10 protein-coding genes are annotated in these 12,604 nt (G+C 59.4%); 2 read left to right on the top strand and 8 right to left on the bottom strand.

Annotated features, from left to right (window positions below; genetic code table 11):
* Window positions 1-29: 29 nt before the first annotated feature.
* From V8J84_RS15075 to V8J84_RS15045, 7 genes are all read right to left on the bottom strand, one after another.
* Complete coding sequence (locus V8J84_RS15075) at window positions 30-2,477, bottom strand: GcvT family protein (protein WP_339932643.1); 2,448 nt, start codon at window positions 2,475-2,477, stop codon at window positions 30-32.
* Window positions 2,478-2,573: 96 nt separating this feature from the next.
* Window positions 2,574-3,524 (bottom strand): GlxA family transcriptional regulator, encoded by a 951-nt coding sequence (locus tag V8J84_RS15070; RefSeq protein WP_339932641.1) that lies wholly within the window; start codon window positions 3,522-3,524, stop codon window positions 2,574-2,576.
* The gene (locus V8J84_RS15065; RefSeq protein WP_339932639.1) at window positions 3,524-4,414 is read right to left on the bottom strand and encodes a homocysteine S-methyltransferase family protein; all 891 of its coding nucleotides are present in this window, start codon (window positions 4,412-4,414) and stop codon (window positions 3,524-3,526) included. The genes V8J84_RS15070 and V8J84_RS15065 overlap by 1 nt, the downstream gene beginning before the upstream one ends.
* 84 nt (window positions 4,415-4,498) lie before the next feature.
* Window positions 4,499-6,949 carry a GcvT family protein gene (locus tag V8J84_RS15060; RefSeq protein WP_339932637.1) on the bottom strand — a complete coding sequence of 817 codons (2,451 nt, stop codon included), beginning with the start codon at window positions 6,947-6,949 and terminating at the stop codon, window positions 4,499-4,501.
* Window positions 6,950-6,971: 22 nt separating this feature from the next.
* Window positions 6,972-7,541: a helix-turn-helix domain-containing protein gene (locus tag V8J84_RS15055; protein WP_339932635.1), complete on the bottom strand. Its 570-nt coding sequence runs from the start codon at window positions 7,539-7,541 to the stop codon at window positions 6,972-6,974.
* 104 nt (window positions 7,542-7,645) lie between these two features.
* A complete protein-coding gene (locus tag V8J84_RS15050; RefSeq protein ID WP_339933150.1) occupies window positions 7,646-8,098 on the bottom strand; it encodes a GAF domain-containing protein in 453 nt (150 codons plus the stop codon).
* A gap of 107 nt (window positions 8,099-8,205) precedes the next feature.
* Complete coding sequence (locus tag V8J84_RS15045) at window positions 8,206-9,369, bottom strand: acetyl-CoA C-acyltransferase (RefSeq protein ID WP_339932633.1); 1,164 nt, start codon at window positions 9,367-9,369, stop codon at window positions 8,206-8,208.
* A gap of 247 nt (window positions 9,370-9,616) precedes the next feature.
* On the opposite strand from V8J84_RS15045, the gene V8J84_RS15040 reads away from it, so the two are divergent.
* A complete protein-coding gene (locus tag V8J84_RS15040; protein ID WP_339932631.1) occupies window positions 9,617-11,194 on the top strand; it encodes a gamma-glutamyltransferase family protein in 1,578 nt (525 codons plus the stop codon).
* Window positions 11,195-11,235: 41 nt separating this feature from the next.
* On the opposite strand, the gene hspQ is transcribed toward V8J84_RS15040, so the two are convergent.
* Window positions 11,236-11,562, bottom strand: a complete 327-nt coding sequence (gene hspQ, locus V8J84_RS15035; RefSeq protein ID WP_339932629.1) for a heat shock protein HspQ — start codon at window positions 11,560-11,562, stop codon at window positions 11,236-11,238.
* Window positions 11,563-11,645: 83 nt separating this feature from the next.
* Here hspQ and V8J84_RS15030 point away from each other — a divergent pair, with 83 nt between their 5' ends.
* Window positions 11,646-12,527, top strand: a complete 882-nt coding sequence (locus V8J84_RS15030) for an AEC family transporter (protein ID WP_339932627.1) — start codon at window positions 11,646-11,648, stop codon at window positions 12,525-12,527.
* Window positions 12,528-12,604: the final 77 nt, after the last annotated feature.

Genomic DNA, 12,604 nt, shown 5'->3' with positions numbered 1-12,604 from the left:
CTCGTTTTCGGTCCGCGTTGATAAGCGCTTCAAACCTTAGCGCGGTCGCCTTTGGGATCATAAAACGGCTTGGTCTGCGCAATGGCTTTCACTCGCGTGCCCATCACGTCAATCTCATAAGTGCTGGCCAGCATATCGGCCACAGGCTCCCCCGCTTGCGCACAAGGCACGTAGCCCATGCCAATCGCCGCACCCAGATGATGGCCATAGCCGCCCGATGACAGGTAGCCCACAAATTCGCCGTCCCGCAGGATCGGCTCGTTGTGATACAAAAGCGGCTCTGGATCGGTCAGCTGGAACTGCACCAACCGGGTGGCCAACCCGCTGTCCTTCTTGCGCAACACGGCATCACGACCGATAAACTCCGGCTTGTCCGTTTTGACCGCAAAGCCAAGGCCCGCCTCCAGCACGTGATCCTCTGACGTGATATCGTGGCCAAAGTGACGGAAACCCTTTTCCATGCGGCAGGTGTCCATCATGTGCATCCCGCACAGGCGCACGCCCATATCAAAGCCCTTTTCGGCCAGCACCTCAAACACATGGCCGCACATGTCGGACGGGACATAGATTTCCCAACCCAACTCCCCCACGTAGGTCACGCGGTGCACGCGGGCCAGCGCCATGCCGATCTCGATCTCTTGAGCCGTGCCAAAAGGATTCGTTTCGTTGCTAAAGTCGTTCGGCGAAACCGCTTGAAGCAACTCACGCGAACGTGGGCCCATCACGGCCAACACGCCCTCGCCTGCGGTGACGTCCGTGATCACCACGTTAAAGTCGCCACGGTTGCGCATCATCCATGTTTGATCCGTCAGACGTGTCGCTGCAGGTGTCACGACCAGATAGGCATCCTCGGCCAAACGCGTAACGGTTACGTCCGCTTCGATCCCGCCATTGCGATTGAGGAATTGGGTATAGACGATCTTGCCCACCGGCACGTCAAACTGTCCGCCACCGACGTAGTTCATAAACGCCATTGCATCGCGGCCTTCGACGCGGATTTTGCCGAAAGACGACATATCATACATGCCGACGTTCTGGCGCACCGACATGTGTTCCTCGCGCACGTTGTCAAAGAAGTTCTGGCGGCTCCAGCTATATTCGTACTTGGCTTCCTGCGCCTCGCGGGCAAACCAGTTGGCACGCTCCCATCCGGCGAGCTCGCCCATCACAGCACCGCGTTCCAGCAGATGTTCATGGAACGGTGTGCGGCGGACGCCGCGCGCGGTGGCCTTTTGGCGGAACGGGAAATGATCTGCATAAAGCAGGCCAAGACTTTCGGCCGCGCGGGCCGCAAGATAGGTTTTGTTCCCCTGAAACGGCTGCATGCGGCTGATATCCACGTCGCCCAGATCAAACGGCTTTTCACCCGTATCCATCCACTGCGATAGCGCCATGCCCGCGCCGCCCGCTGACTGGATACCGATGGAATTGAAGCCCGCCGCGACCCAGACGTTATCCATCTCGGGCGCAAGGCCAAGGTGGTAGGCGTCGTCGGGCGTAAAGCTTTCAGGGCCGTTGAAAAATGTGTGGATACCCGCCTCGGCCAGCATCGGCATCCGGTTGACTGCTTGCTCAAGGATCGGCTCGAAGTGGTCAAAATCCTCTGGCAGTTGGTCGAATTCAAAGTCTTTTGGAATACCGTCAACCGCCCAAGGCTTTGCCACAGGCTCAAACGCGCCAAGCAAAATCTTGCCCGCGTCCTCTTTATAATAGGCACATTCGTCAGGCACGCGCAGCACGGGCAGTTGTTGCAGCCCCGCGATAGCTTCGGTCACGATGTAGAAGTGTTCACAGGCTTGCAGCGGCACGTTCACGCCCGCCATGCGGCCCACTTCATGCCCCCACATGCCACCACAGTTCACGATCATGTCGCAAGTGATCTGCCCTGTCTCAGTGCCGTTATTCCATTCGACAGACGTCACACGCCGCCCCTCGCGGTTGATCTTGGTCACGGCTGTGCGCTCGATCACCTGCGCCCCGTTCTGACGGGCGCCTTTGGCCAGTGCCAGCGCGATATTGGCCGGATCGCCCTGCCCGTCTAGCGGCAGATAAACGCCAGCCGTCACATCGTCGATGTTCAGATGCTCGTAACGCTCTTTCACTTCAGTCGGGCTGATCTCTTCGACCTCAACGCCGAAAGCGCGGGCCATCGCTGCCTGACGGAAAATCTCTTCCTTACGCTCCGCCGTCAGCGCCGCCGTGATCGACCCCACGCGCTTAAAGCCCGTAGCGACACCGGTCTCCGCTTCCAGATTGCCGTAAAGCTCTTGGCTATATTTGGCGAGCTTGGTCATATTGGCAGACGCCCGCAATTGCGCAATCAGACCAGCCGCATGCCACGTCGTGCCTGACGTCAGTTGCTTGCGTTCCAGCAAAACCAGTTCTTTCCAGCCAAGTTTGGCCAGATGATAAGCAACCGAACATCCGATAACACCGCCACCGATAATCACGACGCGGGCTTGGGCAGGAACAGGCATGACGAGGCTCCGTAAATTGGCAAGAAAGTCATGCCAGCCTTGTCATATGTGACCTATCTGCGCCTTTTCAAAAACGTCATGCGTGGCGCAAATCTGCTATTTCAAACGGCCCTTCTTGCGCGCTGTATTCGGCGTCATTCCAAAGGCGCTGCGATAGATCGTGGAAAACCCAGATGGGAAACCGCAGGCCAGACCGATTTCATTGATCGACATATCGGTGTTGAGCAGTAGGTTGTTGGCTTTGGTCAAGCGCAGTTCACGGTAAAATCCGTTTGGCGTGCTATGCAAAACCGCGTGAAAGCGCCGCTCTAATGAACGTTTCGACAGGCCCGCACGGTCTGCGATTTCGCTGATCGGGATCGGAAATTCGATATGGTCCTGCATCAGCCCGACACATAAATCCAGATCACGATCTCCGGTTGTCAGTGCCGCGCGGCCCCCGAACGGTTGCAGCGTGTTGTGATGCCTGATGCGTTCATGCAGCAGGATATCGGCTACCGTCATCATCGTGGCTGACGACACATGACCGGCCGCCAGCGACAGCATCATATCCACGGTTGCCCCCATGCCCGCACAGGTCACAATCGCGCCCGCATCCACGGCAAGCGCTGTTTTGGTGTCATAAAGCCCGTGGCGTTCCGACAGCACAGCACGGTTTTCCCAATGGGTCGTGTGATGATCGGCCTGATCACCTTTTTCCGCGATAAAGCGGCTTGCCGCTTCAGACAGCAGGATCACCCGCGCGTTGCGGGCCGTGTAGGTTCCGATGGCCCGCGCCAGTGACAACTCGGAATGGTCGGGGTCGGCGTTGCCAAGCGCCACCGCATAACGCGCGTTTGACTTGTCAGTCAGTTTGGCGGTTTGCACCGATGCCGCAGAACTGCTGGCCACCTCACCCCCGCTGGCAGAGACGTATCGCCACGCAAAAACCTCGCGTTGTGCGACCCGATTGGCCAGACGCAACACATCCACGACACCCGCCATTTCGGTCAGAACAAAGCCTTCGGCCACGATCACATCGAAATGGATGGGTGGTGTGTCTTGCATCAGACGATCCTGTGTCCCGCCTCGCGAATGGCATCTGCCATCGCGCGAATGTGTGCGGGTCCAACTTCGCAACAACCGCCGACAATCGTGGCCCCCAGACCGATCCACGCCATGACATGCCCGGCATAGGCATCCGGCCCCATATCGCGGCGCTGGGTGAGCGCGTCCACGGTGGGGTTTTCTTCAAGAAAGTCGGATGTGATCTGGGTAAAGCCATTGGCATAGCCGCCAAACGGCAGCCCGCAATCCGCGATGACAGGCAACCCCTGCGACACAGCCTCGGGTGATGAGCAGTTGATCAGCAACGCCGCCGCCCCGCCTTCCTTTGCCACGGGGATCACATCGGCCAAAGGCTCGCCCGAGCGCAGCTTGGCACCATCGCGATCATCGACCGAAACAGCAAGCCACACAGGCTTTCCGGTCTGGGTGGCTGCCGCAAGAATACTGCGGGCATGATCAACTGACACCACGGTTTCGCAGATCAACAGGTCCACCTGCGGCGCTAGAATATTGGCCACTTCAGTATAAAGCGGGATCGCCTGATCCGCAGCCGGATGCACGTCAGGGCGATAAGACGCGACCAGAGGCCCGATCGCACCCGCGATGCGCGTACCGTCGCGTTGCGCTGTTGCGGCCTCTTTCAGGGCGGCGGCATGCAGCGCGTCAAACTGGTTTTCGATACCGGCAAACGTCAGCCTGTCGCGGTGGATCGCGTAGGTGTTTGTCGTCGCAACTGTCGCACCGGCATCAAAATAGTCGCGGTGAATCTCGGCCACCAGACCGGGCCGGTCGATCATCACTTGTGTCGACCAAAGGGCCGTGGGTCTGTCACCTGCGCGATGCACAAGCTCTTGCCCCATGCCCCCATCAAGTAAGGTAATATCCGCCATGTCGGTGTTCCTTTTTCGCCGCCCGATTTGGCGTGCGATAGCAAATCCCCCCGCCACGCGAAAGGGATTTGCCAAGCCGCGCGATCAGGCGCGGATGCGGTCGTTCTCGGGGTCCCAAAGCGGTTGGTCATCGTGGATCGTGGCGGTGTATTTTTCACCGTAAATCTGGATTTCGACCTTGTTGCCCGGTTTATTCACGTCCGTGCGCACCATGCCCAGCGCCACGGATTTACCGATCCGGTGGCCCCAGTCGCCTGACGTGGTTTCGCCCACGACTTCACCACCGGCCCAGATGGGCGACATATAAGGCGCGTCCTGCGGACCCGGGTTGTCGAGCGTCATGGTCGCAAACATCTTTTTGCTGCCCTGCTGCTTTTCGGACATCAGCGCGGCCTTGCCGGGGAAATCCTGTTCTTTGTTCAGACGTACGAACCGCTCCAAACCGCCTTCAAGGATCGTGTAGTCGGTGGACAGATCGCCCTTCCAAGCGCGGTAGCCTTTTTCAACGCGCATCGCGTTCAGCGCGAACATGCCAAAGGGTGCCGCACCCGCGTCGCGGATCGCGGTGTAGACGGTGGCGGCATCCTCGAATTTGGAATGCACCTCCCACCCTAGCTCACCGGCAAAGTTGATGCGGAAAAGCTTGCATGGCTTGCCCGCGACGGTGGCGTCCTGAATGGACAGCCAGCCCGCCTCCAGATCGCCATCAGAGATTTGCGCCATCAGGTCGCGCGATTTTGCGCCAGACACCAGTGCTGTGGACCATTCGGTTGTGATGTCGGTCATGGTCAGGCTGTCCGGCATCCGCGATTTGAGGAACTCGAAGTCGTGCCACTGCGCAACGGCAGCAGTCATCAGCCAGAAATCATCCTCGCCCCAACGGATCACAGTCACCTCGGTCACGATCCGGCCACGGCTGTCCGCGAAATAACCAAGGTTCATCCGCCCGACCTTTGGCAGCGCGCCGGAAATCTGACCGCGGAGCCACTCAGCAGCACCCGCTCCCGTCAGCGTGTAGCGCGAGAATCCGGGCATATCGAGAACGGCGACGTCATTGGTGGCAGCTTCCACCTCGCGCTTGATACCAGCCTCCCACGGGCCTGCGCGACCCCATGTCTCGGTGGCCTCAACCGACGTATCCTCGCCGTCCTGCGCAAACCATGTGGCGCGTTCCCAGCCGTTGTAGGCCCCCATCTGGCCACCGGACGCAATCAGCGCATCATGGTTTGGCGACAGCTTCTTATCGCGGCCAGCGGGCCACATCTTGTGAGGGAAATGCATGCCGTATTCGTGACCATAGGTCTCCAGCGCCTTTGCCTCACAATACTCCGCATCAGCGTAATCGGTATAGCGGCGCGGATCGACGGCCCACATATCCATCTCTGTCTCGCCGTGGATCAGCCATTCGGCCATGACTTTACCAGCGCCACCGCCCTGCACGATACCAAATGTGAAAGAATGCGCCTCGAACGCATTGGTGACGCCGGGCATCGGGCCGATCATCGGCAGACCATCGGGCGCGTAAGGGATCGGTCCATTGATATTGCGACCCACACCAGCGGTGCCAAGGACCGGCACACGCTCCATCGCGTCCTCGATATACCATTCCAGACGCTCAAGATCGTCCGGATAAAGCTGGAAGCTGAAGTCATGCGGCATCGGATCGTCCTTGGTCACCCAATGCGCCTTACAGTTCCGCTCGTAAGGGCCGAGGTTCAGACCGTTCTTGTCCTGACGAAGGTAATAGCTGCTGTCCACGTCGCGGATCATCGGGGTCTTTTTGCCGTTTTCCTTGGTCCACGCCGCAATCTCGGGGATTTCCTCGGTCAGGAAATACTGGTGCGACATAACCGTCAACGGCACATCGCGGCCACCGTAAGGCTTGAACCATTCGCCCACGCGCGCGGCGTAGTAACCGGCGGCATTCACTACCTTTTCGCAGGTGATGTCACCTTTCTCGGTGTGCACGATCCACTCGCCGTTGTCTTTCTGAGTGACACCCGTCGCAGGGCAGAAACGTTCGATCCGCGCACCCAGATCACGCGCACCTTTGGCCAACGCTTGGGTCAGCTGTGCGGGGTCGATGTCACCATCCAGCGGGTCCCACAGCACGGCAGACAGGTCGTGTGTTTCGACAAACGGATTGTATTTCTTAACGTCCTCGATGCCGATCATCTCAAGCGGAAGGCCCATCGCCTGCGCCTGAGAACAAACCTGCGCAAATTCCTGCGCGCGTTCTTTCGTGTGACCCAGACGCAAGGCACCCGTGACGTGGTAATTCATTGGATAGTCAACGTCATCGGCCAACGTGCGATACATCTCCAGCGAATAGCGCTGCATGTTCATCACGGCCCAGTTGGGCGCAAAGTTGGGGCAGTTGCCCGCAGCATGCCATGTCGATCCTGCCGTCAGTTCGTTCTTTTCCAGCAGAACACAGTCGGTCCAGCCCTCCTTGGCCAGATGATAAAGGGTCGAGACCCCGACGACGCCGCCACCAATGATGACAACACGGGCTGTGGTTGGAAAATCGCTCATGACATAGGCCTCTCAGACAGTGTTAATAGACGGGCGGAGCAATGACCCAGATGATGACGCAGGGCGCATCATGGGGGTTGGCCCAGTGATAGGATTGGCCGCGAATGCGAAAACTATCGCCTGCGGTGAGGTGAAACTCCGTGTCGTCGATCCACAGATCAAACTGCCCGCTAACAACATAGCCCACCTCTTGGGTGGGGCGTGTGACAGCTTCGGTCAGGGCCGATTGCGGCTCGAACGTGGTGTGAATCATCACAAAATCATCGGTCAGATCGGGTGACAGCAGTTCCTCGACCGACCCCGCGATGCGTGACCCGATCGGGCGGCGTGCCGTGCTGCGCACGATCAGGCCGTCTTCACCGGCGGCCGTTACCGCGCTGAAAAGGCTTGCGATTTGCACGTCCAATGCGGCGGCAAAAGCGCGCAGGTCCGAGATCGACGGCTCTGACAAATCGCGTTCCACCTGACTGAGCCAGCCAACAGATTTACCAAGCGTGTCAGCCAGCGCCGTCAGCGTCAGCCCCCGCGATTTGCGTAGTGCGCGCAGGTCAGCGCCTAGGGTCCGGGTATCAGGTGGCAAGCTGTGCAGCATGGGTCCGTGAAATAAATGCGGATTCTTTCACCGTCACGTTGGCACAGGGTCGTGAAATTTCCTAGAAAATTTTCACGGGCAGAGTGATTTTCATGAGAATCATTTCAGCGGGCAAATGTATCGCGCAGGATTTTGGCAAGCTGATCGGCGTCATCTTGGGTGAAAGCTGACGGTTGGTTGCTGTCGATATCCAGCACCGCGATCAAATCGCCTATGGCGTTCCAGACCGGCAAAACGATTTCCGATCGCGTGGACGAGGCGCAAGCGATATGGCCCGGAAACGCATCTACGTCGTCCACCAGTTGCGTCTTGCCTGTCCGCGCAGCCGCACCGCAGACCCCGCGTGCGAACGGAATTTGCAAACACCCGTGCCCGCCTTGATACGGGCCGATCTTTAGCATTTCCGGTGCCGTCACGCGGTAAAATCCGGTCCAGTCGAATCTGTCGTCTGCGTGATGCAACTCGCAAGCGACGGTCGCCATAAGGGCGACGGTGTCGGTTTCGTTCTCGGTCAGCGACGCGATGGATTTCGCGATAGTCGTATAGTCGATGTTCACAAGTTCGTCTTTCATTTGGAACGTCATGGCCCTGACATAAAGGCGGATCAACGGTGCTTGGTCCACACTCCGTCGGGCAGCTACCTGATCAAAAATGGAGCGCTACCCTATGGGCGCTCAATGGCAATGGCCGTGCCCTCGCCACCGCCGATGCAAATGGCCGCAATGCCGCGCTTCAGGTTACGGGTCTCCAAGGCATGCAACAGCGTGACCATAATCCGCGCGCCAGACGCACCAATCGGATGGCCAAGCGCGCAGGCACCGCCATTCACGTTGATCTTGTCGCGGGGAATATCCAACTTGTGCATAAAGGCCATTGGCACGACGGCAAACGCCTCGTTCACTTCCCACAAGTCCACGTCATCCACTGACCAGCCAAGCCGGTCCATCAGCTTTTGCGCGGCGGGCACGGGTGCGGTTGTGAACCAGCCGGGGGCCTGTGCGTGACTAGCGTGCCCTAGAATCGTGGCCCTGACCGGACCGGTTGCGACATCGGCGCGTTCCAGCACCAACGCCGCGGCACCGTCAGAGATTGAAGACGCGTTGGCCGCCGTGACCGTGCCATCCTTGCGAAACGCAGGCTTCAAATGCGGGATTTTGTCAGGCATCGCGCGGCCGGGCTGTTCGTCTGCGGCGACGGTCACATCGCCCGTGCGGGTGCTGAGTGTGACCGGAATGATTTCGGCATCAAACGCGCCGCTATCTTGGGCGGCCTTTGCGTTGGACAGCGATTTCAGCGCGTAATCGTCCTGGGCGGCACGGGTGAACTGAAATTCTGTAGCGCAGTCTTCCGCAAATGTGCCCATCAGACGCCCTTTGTCATAAGCGTCCTCCAGACCGTCCAGAAACATGCTGTCGATCACCTGCGCATGACCGATCCGCGCACCGCCTCGCATTTTGGGCATCAGGTAAGGCGCATTGGTCATACTCTCCATGCCGCCAGCGACGATCCTGTCCGCCTGCCCCAAGGCCAGCGCGTCATAAGCCATCATCGCGGCTTTCATGCCGGAGCCGCACATCTTGTTGAGCGTCGTGGCAGGCACATCATCGCCCAACCCAGCGGCAAAGCTGGCCTGACGCGCGGGCGCTTGCCCCTGCCCCGCTGGCAACACACAGCCCATCAACACTTCGTCCACCTGTCCGCGGGGTGCATCGCCCAAGGCCGCAGCAATCGCAGCACCGCCCAGCGTGGGCGCATCCACATCGGCAAAGACGCCCTGAAACCCGCCCATCGGTGTGCGCGCGGCCCCTGTGATGACAACCTTATCCATGTGATTTCTCCCAATTTGGCTTGCCCGCAAACGTAGGTGAGCCGCGAAAGAAGGAAAAGCCCTCAAAGGGCCATATTGTTTTCATGCAATCGCCCCAGCCGCCCGCGATACCGTTTCATGTAGCTGCAGAGCTTCATCCGGCATCGCGTCGTTTTAGCCCCCACCCAGTGGCGCGGTGCCGGATACTTCCCCCATTGAAGCCGCCCGGAATTATCCTAAAGTACGCCTGACTTATGGGGATGACATCATGCGTGACTTTTCGGCTGGCGGACGCTCTGCGACATTTGCAACAAACGGAATGTGCGCCACGTCGCACCCCTTGGCGGCGAAAGTGGCCGTTCAGATGCTTGAGGCGGGCGGCAACGCCGTTGACGCTGCGATTGCGGGCGCGGTTTTGCTGGGTATCTGCGAACCCCAAATGACGGGCATCGGCGGCGACTGTTTTGTGCTGCTGACCCCGCCGGGTGAAGACCGCGTCGTCGCACTGAACGGATCAGGGCGCGCGCCAGCGGGGCTGGATGCCGCCGAACTGCGGGCCGCTGGTCATCAGACCGTGCCGGTTCATGGTGTTGAGGCTGTCACTCTGCCCGGTGCCATAGATGCGTTTTGCAAACTATCCAAGGATTATGGCCGGATCGGGCTGAAAGCGTCCCTCGCCCCCGCGATCCACTATGCCGAAGCAGGCGTTCCCGTGGCGCCGCGTGTGGCCTTTGATTGGGCGCAGCTGACGGATGACCTGCAAGGACAAGCGCGCAACGCCTATCTGGTTGATGGCAACGCGCCGCGTGCCGGACAGATGTTCCGGTCCCCCAAACAGGCCGAAGTTCTGCGCCGCATCGCAACCGAAGGTCGCGCCGGTTTTTACGAGGGCGAAGTGGCCGAGGATATGGTCGCATCGCTGAACGCTTTGGGCGGCTCACATACGCTGGATGATTTTGCATCCGTGGCCTGCGACTACACCGATCCGATCATGGGCGGTTACGGTGGGCTGGACCTTTATGAGCATCCGCCCAACGGGCAAGGTGCCACCGCGATCCTGATCCTGAACATTCTAAAGCACTTTGATCTGGCCGCGATGGACCCGATGGGTGCTGCCCGCGCCCATATCGAGGCCGAGGCCACGAAACTTGCCTATGACACCCGCAACCGGATGCTGGCCGACCCCGATCACATGTCGCGGCTTGCACATATGCTCGCCCCTGAAACAGCGGAGAAACTGGCCGCGTTGATCGACCCCAAGCGCGTGCTGACTGCCGATCTGCCGGGGGCCGAAGCGGTGCATAAAGACACGATCTACATCACCGTTGTCGATAGCGACTGCATGTGTGTGTCGCTGATCTATTCGATCTTCCATGGTTTTGGGTCGGGCCTTGCGTCGGACAAATTCGACATCCTGTTCCAGAACCGTGGCGCAGGATTCACGCTGAAAGAGGGTCACCCGAACGAGGCTGGTCCCGGCAAGCGCCCGATGCACACGATCATCCCCGGCCTGCTGAAACGAGATGGTGCACCCTACATGCCGTTCGGCGTGATGGGCGGCGCGTATCAGTCCACCGGGCATGCGCGGTTTGTCACGAATATGCTCGACTTCGGAATGGACGCGCAGACTGCCATTGATGCGCCACGGGTCTTTGCCGAAGGATCAGAGCTGCGCGTGGAAACCGGCTACAGCGACAGCGTGCGTGCCGCGTTGGCTGACCTTGGGCATAATGTGGTGGAACCGGACACGCCCATCGGCGGCGCGCAGGCGATTGCTGTGCATGACAGCGGCGTACTGGAAGGCGCGAGCGATCCGCGCAAGGACGGCTGTGCATTGGGCTATTGAGGGCGGCGGGGTGGAACCCCGCCCTACGATGGCGTCGCTGCTCAGTTCAACTGCACCTGCAATGGATACTGACCATCCTCGAACGGGCCAAACAGGTCTTCCAGATCGGGGTGCTCAACCGGTTGCCCGGAATAGTCGGCCACAAGGTTCTGCTCGGACACGTAGGCCACGTAATAGCTTTGGTCATTCTCGGCCAGCAAATGATAAAACGGCTGGTCCTTTTTGGGGCGGCTATCCTCCGGGATCGCCTCGTACCATGCGTCTGTATTGGAAAACATCGCGTCCACATCAAATACCACACCGCGAAACGGATGTTTGCGATGGCGGACAACCTGCCCCAGATGATATTTTGCGCGCGTTTTGAACATGGAAAACGTACCCCCGCTTCCCTATTAGACGCCCCACAGGGGCGCTGTCCACGCCAAACCCGCCGAATCAAAGGAAACAGTCTGTGAACCTCGCATTGACAGTCTTGAACATCACCGCGCCTGTTTTCCTACTGGCTGCGGTCGGTTTTGCATGGGTCAAGATGGGCTTTGAATACCGGGTGGAGTTCGTGACCCGCCTTGCGATGACCCTCTCTGTTCCCTGCCTGATCTTCGTGGCCCTGATGCGGACCGAGATTGAACCAGCCGCCCTTGCCGCCCTGTCATTGGCCAGCCTTGCGGCATACGGGTTGGTGACAGTGGGCTCTTTGATCCTTGTGGCGGTGTTCAGATTGAATGTGCAGACTTTTCTGGCGCCGCTGATGTTCGGCAACACCGGCAACCTGGGCCTGCCGCTGGCGCTTTTTGCCTTTGGCGATGTGGGCTTGGGCTATGCCGTGGTGGTGTTCGCCGTCATGGCAATCCTGTCGTTCACCCTTGGCATCTGGATCGTATCAGGCGGCGGATCGGTGCTGCGCGTGGTCAAGGAGCCGCTGGTCGCCGCCACCTTGCTGGGTGCGCTGTTCTTGTGGCAGGGCTGGGAGACGCCTTCGTTCCTGACCAACGCGCTTGATCTGATCGGACAAATGGCGATCCCGATCATGCTCATCACGCTTGGCGTGGCTGTCGCACGGCTGGAAACCAAGGCACTGGGGCTGGCGGTTGTCCTCTCGATCATAAAGGTCATCATCTGTGTCGCCGCCGCCTACGCCGCAGCCCTGTGGTTCGCGCTTGACCCCGTGGCAGCCGGAGTCCTGATCGTGCAGGTCGCCACCCCTGTGGCTGTCACATCCTACCTGCTGGCCGAAAAATATGGCGCCGACGCGCAGCCCGTGGCGGGCCTCGTGGTTGTCTCGACGTTGCTGTCAGTGATCACTTTACCGCTTATTCTGGCATTTGTGATCTGACCGCGACACCTTTGCCGTTCACAGCAACCGCGCAATCCGCTATGCTCGTCTCAAAATAAAGACGAAAAGCGAGAGGC

It is taken from the genome of Yoonia sp. 208BN28-4 (assembly GCF_037543925.1).
GTDB lineage: Bacteria > Pseudomonadota > Alphaproteobacteria > Rhodobacterales > Rhodobacteraceae > Yoonia.
The sequence above is the reverse complement of the archived record's forward strand: the minus strand, read 5'-3'. Positions and strand labels throughout refer to the sequence as shown.